The sequence below is a fragment of the Stenotrophomonas sp. YJH_SMC_37 genome (assembly GCF_059370035.1).
In genome coordinates, this window is sequence record NZ_JCAFTG010000007.1 from 126,452 (window position 1) to 142,397 (window position 15,946).

A 15,946-nucleotide genomic window follows, 5' to 3' on the forward strand; every position below is an offset into this window, starting at 1 on the left:
ACCCGTGGCGGTCAGCCGGAGATGGCCAGGCGCTCGTTGTGGTAGCGGCGCACGGCGGCGAACCACAGCATAGCGGCCAGACCGAGGCTGGCACCGAGGTAGATCGCCCAGACCGTCGGGGTGATGGTCTCGTGGCGGATCACCTTCAGCAGCATCTGGTTCTGCGACAGGAACGGCACGGCGTACTGCCACATCTCGCTCTTCAGCGGATAGGCCACCAGGGCGTAGCCAGGCAGCATCGGCAGCAGCATCAGCCAGGTCATGTGGCTCTGCGCTTCCTTCATGCTCTTGGCCGCAGCCGACAGGAAGGTCAGCAGCGAGGTGCCGATCAGCAGCATCGGCAACATCACCAGCAGCATCTGCAGCATCGAGCCGACGTTCATGTTGAACTGGCGGCCGATGTTGCCGGGGGCGATCTGCGCGCTCACCTTGAACGCGACCAGGGTCAGCAGCAGCGACACGAAACCGACCACGCAGGCGGCGGCGATCTTGCCGCTGACGATCGCACTGCGCGAGCCCGGCGTGGCCAGCAAGGGTTCCAGTGACTGCCGCTCGCGCTCGCCGGCCGTGGCGTCCATCACCAGGTAGGCGCCACCGATGAACGAGGTCAGCGTCAGCAGTACCGGCAGCAGCATCGACAGGATCATGCCGCGCTTGGCCTCGGCACTGGCCAGGTCCTGGCGCGCCACGTCCAGCGGGCGTGCCACCTGTGCGTCGATGCCGCGTGCCATCAGGCGCAAGGCACCGACCTGGCCGTTGTAGGTGGCCAGCGCCGCCTCCAGGCGTGCACTGGGTACTTCGGCCGCGCGACGCGTGCTGTCCTTGATCACCTCCACCAGCGCTGGCTTGCCCTCGGCCCAGTCCTTGCCGAACTCATCGCTGATGCGCAGCGCCACATCGATGTCCTGGGTGCGGATGGCCTCGGCCAGGTCCTTCGGTGCCGGTGCGGTGTTCAGCCCCTGCGCGGCGAGGAAGCGCACCAGGTTCGGCGCGTTGTCCGCACCGATGGTCGGAATCTGCAGCGGTTGTTCGATCTGGGTGCGCACCCGGCTCTCGGCCAGCTTGCCCATGCCCAGCAGCAGCACCGGGTACAGCAGTGGCCCGAACAGCAGGGTCAGAAGCAGCGTGCGGCGGTCACGCGACAGGTCACGCAGCTCCTTGCGCATCACCGTCATCAGGGTCGACATCATGCTCATGCGTGCAGGCCCTCTTCGCTGCCGATCAGTTTCACGAACGCATCTTCCAGGTTGGATTCGCCGGCCTGCGCACGCAGTTCGTCGGCGCTGCCGGCGGCCATCACCGTGCCCTTGGCGATGATCACGATGTGATCGCACAGCGCGGCCACCTCCTGCATGATGTGGCTGGACAGGATCACGCAGCGACCCTCTTCGCGCAGGCCCAGCAGGAAGCGGCGCAGCGCGCGCGTGGTCATCACGTCCAGGCCGTTGGTCGGTTCATCGAGAATGACGTTGCGAGGGTCGTGCACCAGCGCGCGGGCAATCGCGGTCTTGGTGCGCTGGCCCTGCGAGAAGCCATCGGTCTGGCGGTCGAGGATGTCACTCATGTCCAGCGCATGCGAGAGCACCTCGATGCGTTCGCGGATGCGCTCGGCCGACAGGCCATGCAGTTCGCCGAAGTAGGCGATGTTCTCGCGCGCAGTCAGGCGCTTGTAGACGCCACGCGCATCAGGCAGCACGCCGAGGTGGCGACGCACCTCCACCGGATTGCGCGCCGCATCGATGCCGTCGACAGTGATGCTGCCCTGATCGGGCGTCATCAGCGTGTACAGCATGCGCATGGTGGTGGTCTTGCCGGCACCATTGGGCCCCAGCAGGCCGGTGATGCGGCCATCCTCGGCGCGGAAGCCGACGTTGGACACTGCCTGGATACGGCCGGTGCGGGTGTCGAAGGCCTTGTGCAGGTTGTCGGCGACGATCATGGTTCCCATCCGTTGAACGAGGTGAACGCCGGCACGTAGCTCAGCGTATCCAGGCAGCCGGCATCCAGCGCCTTGGCATCGGTCGTGTCGATGAACTGGCCGAGCAGCCGCGGCATGCAGCCAGCGGTCAACGTGCCATGGCCCTGCCCACGGGCGACCAGCGCGCGGCCATTGGGCAGGCCCTTGAGGACCTGTTCGGCGTAGCGCGGCGGGGTCACCGGGTCCAGCTCGCCGGACAGCAGCAGTGCCGGCACGTCGCTGCGCAGCGGCACGGCATCGGTTGCCGGCGCCGGACGGTGCGGCCACACCGGGCAGGCCGCGAAGAACGCACTGGCCACCTCGTTGCCAAACAGCCGCTCGGGATCCTCGGCCGGCGCGTGGTAGCGCGGCGCATCTTCGCTACAGATCACCGACCAATGCATCCCGCGGTTGATCTGGAAATCCATGCTGCGGTTCGCACCGCGTGCCAGCGAGGCGAGCGGCGCGTAGCGGCCGTGCGCGGCTTCATCAAGAACCAGCGGCAGCAATGAGGCGTACTGGGGTACGTAGGAAAACGCAAAAGCCAGGCCCACCACGCTGTCCGGTGTCAGCACATCCTTCCGGGTCCCGTAGGTGCCGGGGTCGCGATACTCGACCGGAACCGGTGCACGGCGCAGGGTCTCGACCACGCTGCGCAGCTGCGCACGGGTATCGGTCGGGAAGCGCTTGCTGCAGGTAACGTCCTTGCGGCACTGCGCCGACTGCAGGGCGATCGCGTCCTCGAATGTCCTGGCGAAATCGCCGCCCACCACCAGCTCATTCGGCACCACGCCATCGATGACGATGCTGCGGGTGTGCTGTGGATAGGTACCCGCATAGCGCTGGGCCACGCGGGTACCGTAGGAGCCGCCAACCAGGTTGAGCTGGTCCACACCGAGCGCCGCACGCACCGCATCCAGATCGGCGATCGCCTCGGTGGTGGTGTAGAAGCGCGCATCGGCACGCCCCTGCAGCGATGCGGCACAGCGCTGGGCGTAGTCGCGCAGCGATGCCTCGGAAGGCGCGGCATCCTCGTCCATCGGCAGCTCCTTCCCGTCCGCGCCCAGGCAGCTGAGCGGGTTGGAACCGCCGGTGCCGCGCTGGTCGATCAGGAACACGTCGCGCTGTTTGCGCACCTGGCGCAGTGCAGTATCGACGATGACCGCCACCTCGCTGGCCGCCTGGCCGGGGCCGCCGGCCAGGAAGAACACCGGATCCGGCTGGCTGGCGCCGCTGCTGCCCGATTCCAGCCAGGCGATACGCAGGCCGATCCGGCGACCGTCAGGCTGGGCCCGGTCCTCCGGCACCTGCAGGGTGGCGCACTGCGCCTCCACGTTGGCGCTGGCACCTACCGTGGACAGCGTGCAGGGCTGGAAATCGATCGTGCCGAAGCGGCGGCCGGGTGCGTCAGTGGCGCCCTCGGCGCCGGGTGACGGCGACTGGCTGCAACCGGCAAGCATCAGGCTGGCCAGCATCCCGGCCAGCGCGAGGAGGTGTCTTTGCATCGTGCTCGTTTCCCCTGGAAGACGTTCCTGGCAACCACGACGGGCTGCCGCGGAAGATGTGACCCAACTTACACGGGCAGCGCGCCGACGGCGATGGGCAATGACGAATCCGCCGCCAACGGCGCGCAGACCGGACGGTCCTGCCCCTCGGCCTTGGTCGGCACAGGGCGGCATCGGCGGCGACCCGCAGCGCCCCACGGGCCAGTGCCCCGGCCTGACGGCGATGCGGGGTCTGAAAACGGCGAGCACGGCCGCCGGCGCACGCGCAGAATCCGCCGCAGACCCAGGAGACACCCATGCACACGTGGTACCTCGGTGGCATCGACCATCGCCCCTTCCTGCACCTGTTCGAGATGAGCGACTGCGCGCTCGCTGCGCTCGGCATCCAGCGTCGCTGGGTCGGCGCCAGCGGCGGACATCCCTGCCGGATCAGCCTGAGCGATCCCGCGCCTGGCAGCGAGCTGCTCCTGCTGTCCCACGCCCACCTGCCGCTGCATTCGCCGTACCGCGCCGCCGGCCCGATCTTCGTGCAGCGCGGCGTGACCCGTTGCGTCCTGCCGCCGGGCGAGGTGCCCCCGTATGTGCAGCGCCGGATGATCTCGATGCGTGCCTATGACCACGCCGCGCTGATGTGCGGTGCCCAGGTCTGTGCGGGCACCGAGGTGGGCGGCCATCTGGATGCGCTGTTTGCCGACCCGTCGGTGGCGTTCGTCCAGCTGCACAACGCCGCGCATGGCTGTTTCTCGTGCCAGGCAGATCGGGTGGGTACCGGGACTGCGTCGCGTGATCTCCATGACGTGATCGATGCCACGCCGGTCACGTGACGTCCAGCGCATCCGTTCAGCCCTGCGTGAAGCCTGCGGGAAGGGCTTCACATGCGCAGTCACGGATCGGCACTGCGATGGTTCCGCCGCCTGCAGTGCGACTCGATACTCGCCCTGGTGCCGCCGAAAGTCCGCCGCCCAGCGCAGCGCCTGCGGTCACCGTTCCCTTTCGACGACCACAAGGATGCGCCATGTCATTCCGACCCACACCGCTGTTGCTGGCCACCTCGTTCGCCGCTGCGGGCCTGTGCCTGGCCGGCAACGCGTTCGCCCACGGCACGATGACCACGCCGGTCAGCCGCGTCTATGCCTGCTTCCAGGGCAATCCCGAGAATCCGACCAACCCGGCCTGTGCCGCTGCAAAAGCGATTGGCGGTTCACAGGCGTTCTACGACTGGAACGGCATCAACCAGGCCAACGCCAACGGCAACCATCAGGCCGTGGTGCCCGACGGCAAGCTGTGCAGCGGCAACAACCCGACCTTCCGCGGCCTGGACGTGAACCGCAGTGACTGGCAGACCACGCCGATCCACGCCGATGCCAATGGCAGGTTCACCTTCGTGTTCAAGGCAACCGCGCCGCACGCCACGCGCGACTGGCGCTTCTTCGTCACCCGCGACGGCTGGCAACCGGGCAGCCCGTTGCGCTGGGCCGACCTGCAGGAGTTCTGCACGCTGGGCAATACACCGCTCTCCGCCGATGGCACCTACAAGCTGCAGTGCACGCTGCCGCAGCGCACCGGCCAGCATGTGATCTACAACACCTGGCAGCGCTCGGATTCGACCGAGGCGTTCTACACCTGCATGGACGTGCGCTTTGAAGGCGGCGGCGGTGGTACGACGCCGGCACCGCAATGGCAGGATGCCGGCCCGGTCACCGCCCGCGGTGAATTGCCGGTCGGTACGACGCTGGCACTGCGCGTGTTCAATGCCAGCGGCAACGATGTCGAACGTGTGGAAGCGACGCTGGCCAGCGGCCAGACCTCGGCCGCGCAATGGCCCTTGGCGCTGGCCCGCAAGGTCAATGCCAGTGCCCAGCATGCGCGCGTGGGCGTGCTGGCCAATGGTGCAATCACGCCGACGGCCTCGGCCACCGCCAACCGCGTGTACCTGAAGGATGGCAACCGCTTCCAGCTCGACACGAAGGTGCCGGACCCGGGCACGCCGTCGCCGGGCGGTGATTTCGACCATGTGTACCCGGCCGGTATCGGCGGCTATGTGCCGGGCCAGACCGTGGTGAAGGGCACCGACGGCAAGCTGTACGCCTGCCGTCCGTTCCCGGAGGGTGCATGGTGCAACGTCAATGCCGAGGCCTACCGGCCGGGCGTGGGCGCGGCCTGGCGCGATGCGTGGATCGCGTACTGAGGCAGTGATGCGGGAGGCGGTGCACAATGCACCGCCTTTCGCCCGGATGACGGCACAGTAAGCACCGTGTTGCAGATCGAACACAGCCGCCATCGATTTCAAACTTGTCCGATGTTGCCGGCGCATCTGCATGTGAAGACTCCTTGAGGTTTCCCACACCTCGCAAAGGAGTCTCTGCATGCACCTGTCCCATCGGGCAGTCTTCGCACTGTCCGTCGTCGCCGGCCTGGCCTTGTCCGGCAGCGCCTTCGCCCACGGCACCATGACCAAGCCGCTCAGCCGCGTGAAGCAGTGCCACGAGGGCAATCCGGAAAACCCGACCAACCCGGCCTGTGCCGCAGCCAAGGCCATTGGCGGCGCGCAGCCGTTCTACGACTGGAGCGCGATTGCCCACGGCAATGCCAATGGCAACCATCGCGAACTGGTGCGCGATGGCGAACTGTGCAGTGCCAGCATTCCCAAGTACCGCGGCCTTGACCTGAACCGTACCGACTGGCCGACCACACCAATCCGCGCCGACGCGCGTGGCCGCTACACCTTTGAGTTCTATGCCCCGGCCCCGCATGCCACCCGCGAGTGGAAGTTCTATGTCACCCGTGATGGCTGGCAGCCGGGCAGCCCGCTGCGCTGGGCCGACCTGCAGGAATTCTGCACACTGGGCAACGTGCCGGTGGACGGCAAGACCTACAAGCTGGACTGCCCGCTGCCCAAGCGCAGTGGCCAGCACATCATCTACAACACCTGGCAGCGTTCGGATTCGGGTGAAGCGTTCTACACCTGCATGGATGTCCGCTTCGAAGGCGGCAACGGCGTGATTCCGCCGCCGCAGTGGCAGGATGCCGGCCCGGTCACCGCCCGCGGTGCGCTGGAGGCAGGCACCACGCTGACCCTGCGCGTGTTCAATGCCAACGGCAACGATCTGGAGCGCCCGGAAGTGACCCTGGCCGCCGGCCAGACCGCTCCGGCGCAGTGGCCGATGGCGCTGGCCAGCAAGGTCAATGGCAGCGCCCAGCACGCCCGCGTCGGCGTGATGAAGAACGGCGTGATCACGCCGGTGGCGTCCGCCACCGAGAACCGTGTCTACCTGAAGCCGGGTCATCGCTTTGAACTGGAAACCCAGATTCCGGGTCCGGGCCCGGTCGATCCGGTCGATCCGCCGGGTGGCGATTTCGACTTCGTGTATCCGGCAGGCCTCGGCAGCTACAAGCCAGGCGAGACCGTGGTGAAGGGCACCGACGGCAAGCTGTACGCCTGCCGCCCGTTCCCGGAAGGTGCGTGGTGCAACATCAACGCCGATGCCTATCGCCCAGGCACCGGCTTTGCCTGGCGTGATGCCTGGATCGCGTACTGAGGCATGGCACCGGGGGCGGCGTGATGCCGCCTCCGATTTGCGGGATTGCCGGCCAGCGGCCGGCATTACCAGGGTTCGTGGGGTTGCCGGCCAGCGGCCGGCACTACCCTGGCTTACTTGCTGCTGACGTACTTCTCGCGGCGGATCTGCGGGTTGCCCAGGCCGGCGGCCTTCAGCAGCTCGGCGCAGGCATCGACCATGTCCGGGTTGCCGCACAGGTAGGCGATGTCGGTGGCCGGGTCCGGCGTGAAACCGGCCAGCGCCTGCTGCACGTAGCCGTGCTGTACATCCGGGTGCGGTTCGGCCGGCAATTCGCGCGACAGGCACGGAACATAGCGGAAGTTCGCGTGCTTTTCGGCGAAGCTGTAGAAATCTTCGCTGTACAGCAGCTCGCCCGGGCTGCGCGCGCCCTGGAGCAGCACGATCTGCACATCGCGTTCGGCCATGGCCTTTTCCAGCAGCGGCAGCATGGAACGGTACGGGGTAACGCCGGTACCGGTGGCGATCAGCAGGTAACGGGCGTTGTGGTCACCGGGATTCAGGCAGAACCGGCCATAGGGGCCGGACGCACTGATCTGGCCGCCCGGCTCCAGTGCCTCGAACAGGGCCGTGGCAGCACCACCGGGCACGAAACTGACCGCGATGTCCACCGCCTCGCCCGGGCCCAGCGCATGGTCGTGGATGGTCGCCAGCGAGTAGCTGCGCTTGGTTTCGGTGCCGTCGGCGTAGCTGAAATGGACCTGGATGAACTGGCCGGGCTGGAAATCCAGTGGCTGTCCATCATCACGCACGAACTGGTAGTGGCCGACGGTCGGGGCCAGCATGCGGCAGCCGACCAGCTTGAGGGGGAATTGAACAGGCACGACTTTTCGGGACAGTGTGTAGCCGGGGCAAGCCCTCGGGGTCTTCTATAATAGCCCCTCCCCGCCCCTCTCCAGCGCCAGCCCATGGGCGCGAAGGCTTCGAGCTTGGCATCCCAGAACGATACGGCGCCCGCCCTGCGCGTGCGCGACCTGCGCAAGACCTACGACAACGGCACCCAGGCCCTGAAGGGCGTTTCCCTGGAAGTGGCCCCGGGCGACTTCTTCGCCCTGCTCGGCCCCAACGGGGCCGGCAAGTCGACCCTGATCGGCATCATCAGCTCCCTGGTCAACCTCAGCGAGGGCCAGGTGGAGGTGTTCGGCAGCGACCTGGTGCGCAACCGCAGCGCGACCATGCGCCTGATCGGGCTGGTGCCTCAGGAAATCAACTTCAACCTGTTCGAGAAGCCCTTCGACATCCTGGTGAACTACGCCGGCTTCTATGGCGTGCCGCGCGAGGAAGCCGAGCAGCGCGCCGAAGAGGAACTGAAGCGCGCGCACCTGTGGGAAAAGGCACAGGTGATGAGCCGCACACTGTCCGGCGGCATGAAGCGCCGGCTGATGATCGCCCGCGCGATGATGACCCGCCCGCGCCTGCTGATCCTGGACGAACCGACCGCCGGCGTGGACATCGAGATCCGCCGCGACATGTGGCGCGTGCTGAAGGAGATCAACGGTGCCGGCACCACGATCATCCTCACCACGCACTACCTGGAAGAGGCCGAGTACCTGTGCCGCCACCTGGCGATCATCAACCATGGCCAGATCGTCGAACAGGGGCCGATGCGCACCCTGCTGGCCAAGCTGGACGTGGAAGGCTTCCTGCTGGACATCGACGGTGACCTGCCGGCGCAGCTGCCGGTGATCGAGGGCGCGACGCTGACCGCCCCGGACCCGCACACGCTGGACATCGATATGCCACGCGCGATGGACCTCAACCGCGTGTTTGCGACGCTCAACGCGTCCGGTATCCGCGTGCGTTCGATGCGTACCAAGAGCAACCGCCTGGAGGAGCTGTTCGTGCGCCTCACCGGCAACATGGAGAAGCCCGCATGAGCACCACCGAGCTGACCGACGGCCAGCGCAACCGCATCGCGCTGATGACCATCGTGCGCCGCGAAGTCGCCCGCATCATGCGCATCTGGGGCCAGACCCTGGTGCCGCCGGCGATCACCATGACCCTGTACTTCCTCATCTTCGGCAACCTGATCGGGTCGCGCGTGGGTGACATGGGCGGCTACACCTACATGCAGTTCATCGTGCCGGGCCTGGTGATGATGAGCGTGATCCAGAACAGCTACGGCAACATCAGCTCCTCGTTTTTCGGCGCCAAATTCGGCCGCCACGTCGAAGAGCTGCTGGTCAGCCCGATGCCGAACTGGGTGATCCTGTGGGGCTATGTGGCTGGCGCGGTGCTGCGCGGCCTGATGGTGGGCGTGATCGTGCTGATCATCGCGATGTTCTTCACCCCGGTGCGCATCCCGCACCCGCTGGTGATGCTGACCACGGTGATCCTGGGCGCGACGATCTTCTCGCTGGCCGGTTTCATCAACGCGGTGTATGCGAAGAAGTTCGATGACGTGGCGATCGTGCCGACCTTCATCCTGACCCCGCTGACCTATCTGGGTGGCGTGTTCTATTCGGTGAAGCTGCTGCCGGGCTGGGCCGAGGCGGCCACGCACGCCAACCCGATCTTCTACATGGTCAACGCGTTCCGCTATGGCCTGTTGGGCAGCAGCGATGTACCGCTGCCGGTGGCCTACGGTCTGATGATCGGTTTCGTGGTGGTGCTGACGGCGCTGGCGCTGTGGCTGCTGCGCCGTGGCGTGGGCATGCGCAGCTGAGTTTTGCCTGCAGGGCCTGCGGCCCTGCACCCGCTGAATCAACGTCAACGTCAACTTCAACGGCAAAAGCTGACTATCCGGGGGATGGCGGGGTGGGTCCGGTTGCGGGGGACGCCGTGAATCCGTCCATGGAGGCTCGGTCGCGCCATCCATGGCGCTCACGCCCCCGCAACCGGACCCACCCCGCCTTCGACAAATTCCTGCGATCTGCCGGGGAGCCGTTCTGCGCTGCTGTTGGTAGGTGTCGACCTTGGTCGACACGATGGATCCAAGCCATGCGTGGATGAAGCGATCTCTGTAGAGCCAAGCCGATGCTCGGCTCTTTTTTGCCCGCAATCTCCGGCACAATCGCAGATCTGATTCCCCCAGAAAGCGGTGAACGTGCAATGCGCATCCTGATCCTCGGCGCCGGCGGTACCGGCGGTTACTTCGGTGGTCGCCTGGCCCAGGCCGGCGTGGACGTGACCTTCCTCGTGCGCCCCGCGCGCGCCGCCCAGCTGGACCGCGACGGCCTGGTGATCCGCAGCCCGCTCGGCGATGCCAGCTTCCCCGTGCAGCATGTCACCGCTGATGCACTGCCCGCATTGGCCGCGCAGAAGCCGTTCGATCTGGTCATCCTCAGCTGCAAGGCCTACGACCTCGACAGCTCGATCGACGCCATTGCTCCAGCCGTGGGTGCGAACACCGCCGTGCTGCCGATCCTCAACGGCCTGCACCACTACAACGCGCTGGACCTGCGCTTCGGCCGCGACGCCGTGCTCGGCGGCCTGTGCTTCATCAGCGCCACCAAGGCCCCCGACGGTGCGGTGCTGCACCTGGGCAAGCCGGCCAAGCTCACCTTCGGCGAGCGCGATGGCGGCGCGGCGTCCGCACGCGTGCGTGCCTTCGCCGCTGTCTGCGCGCAGGCCCATCTTGATCACCTGGCGAGCGAACACATCGGCCAGGAACAGTGGATCAAGTACACCTTCCTGACCGCGCTGGCCGCCGCGACCTGCCTGCTGCGTGCGGATATCGGCACCATCGTCGCCACCGATGATGGCGAGGCGATCGTACGTGGCCTGTACGACGAGTGCCTGGCCGTGGCCGAAGCTGCCGGTGAGCCGATTCCCGATGCCGCGCAGGACACCGCGCGCGGCACCCTCACCCAGGCCGGCTCTGCATTGAAGGCATCGATGCTGCGGGACCTGGAGGCTGGCCAGCAGGTCGAGGCCGAGCAGATCGTCGGCGACATGCTGGCGCGTGCACGCAAGGCCGACCAGGAAGCCCTGCTGCTGCAGGTCGCCTACAGCAGCCTGCAGGCCTACCAGGCACTGCGCGGCGCGTGAGCCTCCCGTTGCAGGCCAGCGCGCTGCCTATGCGGGTGCTGATCCTCGGTATGGGCTGGAGCGGATGCGTGCTGGCCCCGCATCTGCAGGCGCGGGGCGTGCACGTCGTCGGCACGGTGCGTAACCCCTCGTCGGCGCCCGACGATGGCCTGCTGCGGCATCAGCTGCACGCTGACTCCCCACCGTCGCCCGCCCTGCTCGATGAGGTCGCGCAGGCCGAGGCCGTGCTGTGCAGCGTGCCGCCAGATGCCGCGGGCGACCCGGCACTGCGCCTGCTGCTGCCGGCTCTGCGGGCCAGCCCGGCACTGCGATGGCTGGGCTATCTGTCGTCCACGTCGGTGTATGCCGATCGGGCCGGCGGCTGGGTTGACGAGCGCAGCGCAGCCGATGCCACCGAAGCAGCCGGCGTGCAGCGCCTGCGTGCCGAAGCGCAATGGCGTGCGCTTGCAGAGGTACGTGGCATCGCTTCGGCGGTGTTCCGCCTGCCCGGCCTGTACGGGCCGGGGCGCAATGCGTTGCTGCAGCTGTCACAGGGCCGTGCCCGCCATGTGATTCGGCCGGGCCTGGCGTTCAACCGCCTGCACGTAGAGGATCTTGCGGCAGTGATCGTCGCGGCGATGCAGCGACCGGTTGCGCAGGGGATATACCTGCCCAGCGATGACGAGCCGGCACCACCGCAGGATGTGCTGGCCTTCGCCGCGAAGCTGGGCGGGTTTGCGATGCCACCTGCCGTGGCGTGGGACGACCCTGCACTCAGCCCGACGCTACGGCGCTTCTACGAGAGCAACAAGCGCATCGACAGCCGTGGCACGCGTGAAGCGCTGGGGTGGGCACCGCGGTTTCCAACGTATCGGGAAGGGCTGCAGGCGCTGGCCGCTTCGCTCGCCGGGCATGGCCCGGCGCTACCGGACAGCGCTTTGTAGAGCCGAGCCCATGCTCGGCTGCTCTTTGCGTCTTTCGCGCTGCGCGCGATAAGCCGAGCATGGGCTCGGCTCTACGGATCAACCGGCGTTGGGCAGGCGGAAGAACGCACGCGTCGCCGCAGTCGCATTGGCCGCCGTCACTGCAACGTCCTCGCCACGGTCACGTGCCAGTTCTTCCACGATATGCGAGAGGAACATCGGTTCGTTGCGGCGGTCCTTCGGCATCGGCTTCAGCGTGCGCGGCAGCAGGTACGGTGCGTCGGTCTCGATCATCAGGCGGTTGGCCGGGATGTTCTTCACCAGTTCGCGCAGGTGCGCGCCACGGCGCTCGTCACACAGCCAGCCGGTGATGCCGATGTACCAGTCCTGATCCAGGTAGTCGAACAGTTCGTCGCGTTCGCCGGTGAAGCAATGCACCACCGCCGGGCCGATGCGGCCTTCGAAGTTCTTCATCTGTGCCATGAAATCGGTATGCGCATCGCGCTGGTGCAGGAACAGCGGCTTTCCATTCTCAGCGGCCAGCTGCAGCTGTCGCTCGAAGGCACGGTGCTGCGCCGGGCGCGGCGAGAAGTCACGGAAGTAGTCCAGCCCGCACTCACCCACCGCCACCACTTCCGGGTGGTCATGCAGCGCGCGCATCTCGGCATCACATTCCTCGGTGTACTCCACCGCGTGATGCGGGTGCACGCCGGCCGTCGCGTACAGGAAGCCCGGACGCTGCTGGGCCAGCTGCACCGCCAACGGCGAGTGCTCGCGGCTGGCGCCGGTGATGACCATCTGCACCACGCCGGCCTGGCGCGCGCGGTCCAGCACGGCGTCACGGTCGCGGTCGAAGGAATCGTGGGTCAGGTTGGCGCCGATATCGATCAGGTGCATGGTCATCGCGGGGGAAAAGTGCCCGCGCATTGTACCTGCGCCCGCCGTGGCCCCTTATCCTTTGCACATGAACGCCCCGCTCTTCCCGATTTCCCCGCTGCTGCCGCAGATCCAGCAGCACCTGGCCGTGCAGCCACGGCTGGTGCTGGAAGCCCCGCCCGGCGCCGGCAAGACCACCCAGGTACCACTGGCCCTGCTCGATGCACCGTGGTTGCAGGGCCGGAAAATCATCCTGCTGGAGCCGCGCCGGGTGGCCGCGCGCAGCGCCGCGCTGTTCATGGCGCGGCAGCTCGGTGAAGAGGTGGGTGGCACCGTCGGCTATCGCATCCGCTTCGAGAACAAGGTCTCGGCGCGCACACGCATTGAAGTCGTCACCGAAGGCATCCTGACCCGCATGCTGCAGGACGACCCGATGCTGGAAGAGGTCGGTGCGATCCTGTTCGATGAGTTCCACGAGCGCCATCTCAGCGGTGACCTCGGCCTGGCGCTGGCGCTGGACGTGCAGGCGCAGCTGCGCGATGACCTGCGCCTGGTAGTGATGTCGGCCACGCTGGATGGCGAGCGCCTGGCACGCTTCCTCGATGCGCCGCGGCTGAGCAGCGAGGGCCGCAGCTACCCGGTGACGGTCAGCCATTTCCCGGCGCGCCGCGATGAGACGCTGGAACTGCAGGTGCGCCGCGCGGTGCAGCAGGCCCTGGCCGATCACCCCGGTGACCTGCTGGTGTTCCTGCCCGGCCAGCGCGAGATCGCGCGCGTCCAGGCCGGCCTGCAGGAGTCACTCGATGGCAACGTCGAGGTGCTGGCGTTGCATGGCGAGCTGCCGGTGGAACAACAGGCGCGCGTGCTGCAGATGGCCAGCGATGGCCGCCGTCGCGTGGTGCTGGCGACCAACGTGGCCGAGTCGTCGGTGACCCTGCCCGGCGTGCGCGTGGTGATCGACAGCGGCCAGGCGCGCGAACCGCGCTACGACCCCAACAGCGGCTTCACCCGGCTGGACGTGGTGTCCATCGCCCAGGCGTCGGCCGACCAGCGCGCCGGTCGCGCCGGTCGCGTGGCCGAAGGCGTGGCCTGGCGGCTGTGGCCGCAGTCGCAGCGATTGGAGCCGCAGCGCCGCGCCGAGATCGACCAGGTGGAACTGGCCGGACTGGCGCTGGAACTGGCCGCGTGGGGCAGCAGCGACCTGCGCTTCCTCGACCCGCCACCGGCCGGCCCGATGGGTGCGGCGCGCGAACTGCTGCAACGCCTGGGTGCACTGTCCAGCAGTGGCGCGATCACCGCACTTGGAAGGCGTGTACTGGCACTGGGTACGCACCCACGGATGGCGGCGATGCTGCTGGCAGCACCCGATGCCCGCGCGCAGGCGCTGGCCGCCGATCTGGCCGCCCTGCTGGAAGCGCGCGACCCGCTGCGCCAGGGCGGTGACGCGCTGGCGGCACGCTGGCGCGCACTGGCCGCGTTCCGCAATGGCCGCATACCGGGCGATGCCAACCGCAGCGGGCTGGCCGCCATCGATGCCGCCGCCAGGCAGTGGCGTCGCCGCCTGCGCTGCGAAGCCACGCCGCCGGCCAGCATCGAGGCCCATGAGCTGGGCGACCTGCTCGCGCACGCCTTCCCAGACCGGATTGGCGTCCAGCATCCCAGCGATCCATTGCGCTACCTCCTGGCCAATGGCCGCAGCGCGCGCCTGCACGAGCTGAGCGACCTGCGCGGCGAGCCGTGGCTGGTGGCCAGCGAACTGCGCTTCGAGGCGCGCGATGCGCTGCTGCTGCGTGCCGCACCGGTGGATGAAGGCCAGCTGCGCAAGGCATGGCCGGAGCGCTTCGTCACCGAAGACGTGGTGCGCTGGGACAGCGAGCGCCGCGCCCTGGTGGCCCTGCGCGAGACCCGTTTCGACCGGATCGTGTTGGACAGCCGCTCGGCCGGCCGGGTCGATCCGCAGCACGCCGCGCAGGCGCTGACCGATGCGGTGGCCGAGCTCGGCCTGCAGGCGCTGCCGTGGACCGAAGGCCTGCGCCAGTGGCAGGCACGGGTGGAATCGCTGCGGCGCTGGATGCCCGAGCTCGGCCTGCCCGACTGCAGCGACGACGCCCTGCTGGCCACGCGCGCACAATGGCTGCAGCCCGCGTTCGCCGGCAAGACGCGACTGGATGCGCTGGACGAATCCAGCTTCGGCGAAGCGCTGAAATCGCCACTGGAGTGGCCACAACGGCAGCTGGTCGAGCGTCATGCGCCGACCCGCATCACCGTGCCGTCCGGACTGGAGCGGCCGATCACCTATGCGCTGGACAGCGAGAGCGGCGACCCGCTGCCGCCGGTGCTGGCGGTGAAGCTGCAGGAACTGTTCGGCCTGGCCGACACGCCGCGCATCGCCGATGGCCGCGTGCCGCTGACCCTGCACCTGCTCTCCCCCGGCGGCCGCCCGCTGCAGGTCACCCAGGACCTGCGCAACTTCTGGGAAAGCACCTACGCCGAGGTGAAAAAGGAAATGAAGGGCCGTTATCCGCGCCATCCGTGGCCGGATGACCCGTGGACGGCCACGGCCACGCATCGGGCCAAGCCGCGCGGGACGTAGCCGGACCCTGCCTGATCCTGAATGGCTGCGGTAAAGTCACACCGCGTGCCACCTCGACTGACATACCGTTTACGGACAACACGCGACACTGGACTTCGACCCGAGGCAAAGGACCCCCGCATGAGCAAGCTGACCGTAATCACCGACCGCGCTCTGGAGCGCGCCCTGGACCTGGCCCACAGCGCCGGCGACGGCCTGAAGAGTGCCGGTGGCAGCCTGCGCCACCTTGGGCCGCAGGCCAGTGACTGGATCAAGACCGGCGCGGCGCTGGGTGCCGTCAAGACCGGTGGCAAGGTGGCCACCAAGTTCGCCCGGCGCAACCCGGCGGTGACCATTGCCGCCGCTGCGGTGGGTGTCGGCCTGCTCGGCTATGCGCTGTACCGCAAGCAGCAGAAGAAGAAGGCCGCCAACGGCCACGTGGTGAATGGCCAGGCGCAGCGCATCAATGCGCGTGACCGCCGCAACGACACCGTGGTGGACGAGCACAGCGATATCGGCAGCGACGCCTAAGTCTGCCGGGGTCGGCTTCCTTCCGCAGGAACTGA

The 15,946-nt window shown here is 67.8% G+C and carries 14 protein-coding genes; 9 read left to right on the plus strand and 5 right to left on the minus strand.

Translation table 11 applies throughout. From position 1 onward, the window contains the following. Nucleotides 1-11: 11 nt before the first annotated feature. The 3 genes from AC5P8J_RS11915 to AC5P8J_RS11925 are packed head-to-tail and all read right to left on the minus strand — an operon-like array spanning nt 12 to nt 3,462. A complete protein-coding gene (locus tag AC5P8J_RS11915; RefSeq protein ID WP_019661674.1) occupies nt 12-1,196 on the minus strand; it encodes an ABC transporter permease in 1,185 nt (394 codons plus the stop codon). Continuing rightward, the gene (locus tag AC5P8J_RS11920) at nt 1,193-1,939 is read right to left on the minus strand and encodes an ABC transporter ATP-binding protein (RefSeq protein ID WP_111099161.1); all 747 of its coding nucleotides are present in this window, start codon (nt 1,937-1,939) and stop codon (nt 1,193-1,195) included. The genes AC5P8J_RS11915 and AC5P8J_RS11920 overlap by 4 nt, the downstream gene beginning before the upstream one ends. Then, nucleotides 1,936-3,462: an alpha/beta hydrolase gene (locus AC5P8J_RS11925; protein ID WP_111103944.1), complete on the minus strand. Its 1,527-nt coding sequence runs from the start codon at nt 3,460-3,462 to the stop codon at nt 1,936-1,938. The genes AC5P8J_RS11920 and AC5P8J_RS11925 overlap by 4 nt, the downstream gene beginning before the upstream one ends. Before the next feature lie 296 nt (nt 3,463-3,758). Between AC5P8J_RS11925 and AC5P8J_RS11930 the strand changes: the two genes are divergently transcribed. The 3 genes from AC5P8J_RS11930 to AC5P8J_RS11940 all read left to right on the plus strand — a co-directional run bounded on the left by AC5P8J_RS11930 (nt 3,759) and on the right by AC5P8J_RS11940 (nt 7,001). Beyond that, nucleotides 3,759-4,286: a DUF1203 domain-containing protein gene (locus AC5P8J_RS11930; RefSeq protein WP_021203316.1), complete on the plus strand. Its 528-nt coding sequence runs from the start codon at nt 3,759-3,761 to the stop codon at nt 4,284-4,286. 191 nt (nt 4,287-4,477) lie between these two features. Beyond that, entirely contained in the window at nt 4,478-5,650 is a 1,173-nt protein-coding gene (locus AC5P8J_RS11935; RefSeq protein ID WP_021203315.1) for a lytic polysaccharide monooxygenase auxiliary activity family 9 protein, read from the plus strand. A gap of 178 nt (nt 5,651-5,828) precedes the next feature. Beyond that, complete coding sequence (locus AC5P8J_RS11940) at nt 5,829-7,001, plus strand: lytic polysaccharide monooxygenase (RefSeq protein ID WP_111103948.1); 1,173 nt, start codon at nt 5,829-5,831, stop codon at nt 6,999-7,001. A 113-nt stretch (nt 7,002-7,114) separates the two neighbouring features. Here AC5P8J_RS11940 and AC5P8J_RS11945 read toward each other — a convergent pair whose 3' ends face one another. Continuing rightward, the gene (locus AC5P8J_RS11945) at nt 7,115-7,864 is read right to left on the minus strand and encodes a ferredoxin--NADP reductase (protein WP_019661680.1); all 750 of its coding nucleotides are present in this window, start codon (nt 7,862-7,864) and stop codon (nt 7,115-7,117) included. Between the two features lie 84 nt (nt 7,865-7,948). Between AC5P8J_RS11945 and AC5P8J_RS11950 the strand changes: the two genes are divergently transcribed. The 4 genes from AC5P8J_RS11950 to AC5P8J_RS11965 all read left to right on the plus strand — a co-directional run bounded on the left by AC5P8J_RS11950 (nt 7,949) and on the right by AC5P8J_RS11965 (nt 11,953). Further along, the gene (locus tag AC5P8J_RS11950; RefSeq protein ID WP_019661681.1) at nt 7,949-8,917 is read left to right on the plus strand and encodes an ABC transporter ATP-binding protein; all 969 of its coding nucleotides are present in this window, start codon (nt 7,949-7,951) and stop codon (nt 8,915-8,917) included. Next, nucleotides 8,914-9,705, plus strand: coding sequence for an ABC transporter permease (locus AC5P8J_RS11955; RefSeq protein WP_005411568.1), 792 nt, complete (start codon nt 8,914-8,916; stop codon nt 9,703-9,705). The genes AC5P8J_RS11950 and AC5P8J_RS11955 overlap by 4 nt, the downstream gene beginning before the upstream one ends. A 386-nt stretch (nt 9,706-10,091) precedes the next feature. Next, nucleotides 10,092-11,030: a 2-dehydropantoate 2-reductase gene (gene panE, locus AC5P8J_RS11960; RefSeq protein ID WP_021202554.1), complete on the plus strand. Its 939-nt coding sequence runs from the start codon at nt 10,092-10,094 to the stop codon at nt 11,028-11,030. A 29-nt stretch (nt 11,031-11,059) separates the two neighbouring features. Then, nucleotides 11,060-11,953, plus strand: coding sequence for a Rossmann-fold NAD(P)-binding domain-containing protein (locus AC5P8J_RS11965; RefSeq protein ID WP_180832799.1), 894 nt, complete (start codon nt 11,060-11,062; stop codon nt 11,951-11,953). A gap of 78 nt (nt 11,954-12,031) precedes the next feature. Here AC5P8J_RS11965 and AC5P8J_RS11970 read toward each other — a convergent pair whose 3' ends face one another. Beyond that, nucleotides 12,032-12,829 (minus strand): TatD family hydrolase, encoded by a 798-nt coding sequence (locus tag AC5P8J_RS11970; RefSeq protein ID WP_329842343.1) that lies wholly within the window; start codon nt 12,827-12,829, stop codon nt 12,032-12,034. A 67-nt stretch (nt 12,830-12,896) separates the two neighbouring features. Here AC5P8J_RS11970 and hrpB point away from each other — a divergent pair, with 67 nt between their 5' ends. Beyond that, entirely contained in the window at nt 12,897-15,401 is a 2,505-nt protein-coding gene (gene hrpB, locus AC5P8J_RS11975; RefSeq protein WP_494540071.1) for an ATP-dependent RNA helicase, read from the plus strand. Between the two features lie 120 nt (nt 15,402-15,521). Then, a complete protein-coding gene (locus tag AC5P8J_RS11980; protein WP_019661686.1) occupies nt 15,522-15,911 on the plus strand; it encodes a hypothetical protein in 390 nt (129 codons plus the stop codon). Nucleotides 15,912-15,946 lie beyond the last annotated feature (35 nt).

Excerpts from the sequence above, each read along its gene's own strand:
- AC5P8J_RS11915 (WP_019661674.1), bottom strand. The coding sequence starts at position 1,196 with ATGAGCATGATGTCGACCCTGATGACGGTGATGCGCAAGGAGCTGCGT.
- AC5P8J_RS11920 (WP_111099161.1), bottom strand. The coding sequence starts at position 1,939 with ATGATCGTCGCCGACAACCTGCACAAGGCCTTCGACACCCGCACCGGC.
- AC5P8J_RS11925 (WP_111103944.1), bottom strand. The coding sequence starts at position 3,462 with ATGCAAAGACACCTCCTCGCGCTGGCCGGGATGCTGGCCAGCCTGATG.
- AC5P8J_RS11930 (WP_021203316.1), top strand. The coding sequence starts at position 3,759 with ATGCACACGTGGTACCTCGGTGGCATCGACCATCGCCCCTTCCTGCAC.
- AC5P8J_RS11935 (WP_021203315.1), top strand. The coding sequence starts at position 4,478 with ATGTCATTCCGACCCACACCGCTGTTGCTGGCCACCTCGTTCGCCGCT.
- AC5P8J_RS11940 (WP_111103948.1), top strand. The coding sequence starts at position 5,829 with ATGCACCTGTCCCATCGGGCAGTCTTCGCACTGTCCGTCGTCGCCGGC.
- AC5P8J_RS11950 (WP_019661681.1), top strand. The coding sequence starts at position 7,949 with ATGGGCGCGAAGGCTTCGAGCTTGGCATCCCAGAACGATACGGCGCCC.
- AC5P8J_RS11955 (WP_005411568.1), top strand. The coding sequence starts at position 8,914 with ATGAGCACCACCGAGCTGACCGACGGCCAGCGCAACCGCATCGCGCTG.
- panE (WP_021202554.1), top strand. The coding sequence starts at position 10,092 with ATGCGCATCCTGATCCTCGGCGCCGGCGGTACCGGCGGTTACTTCGGT.
- AC5P8J_RS11965 (WP_180832799.1), top strand. The coding sequence starts at position 11,060 with ATGCGGGTGCTGATCCTCGGTATGGGCTGGAGCGGATGCGTGCTGGCC.
- AC5P8J_RS11970 (WP_329842343.1), bottom strand. The coding sequence starts at position 12,829 with ATGCACCTGATCGATATCGGCGCCAACCTGACCCACGATTCCTTCGAC.
- hrpB (WP_494540071.1), top strand. The coding sequence starts at position 12,897 with ATGAACGCCCCGCTCTTCCCGATTTCCCCGCTGCTGCCGCAGATCCAG.
- AC5P8J_RS11980 (WP_019661686.1), top strand. The coding sequence starts at position 15,522 with ATGAGCAAGCTGACCGTAATCACCGACCGCGCTCTGGAGCGCGCCCTG.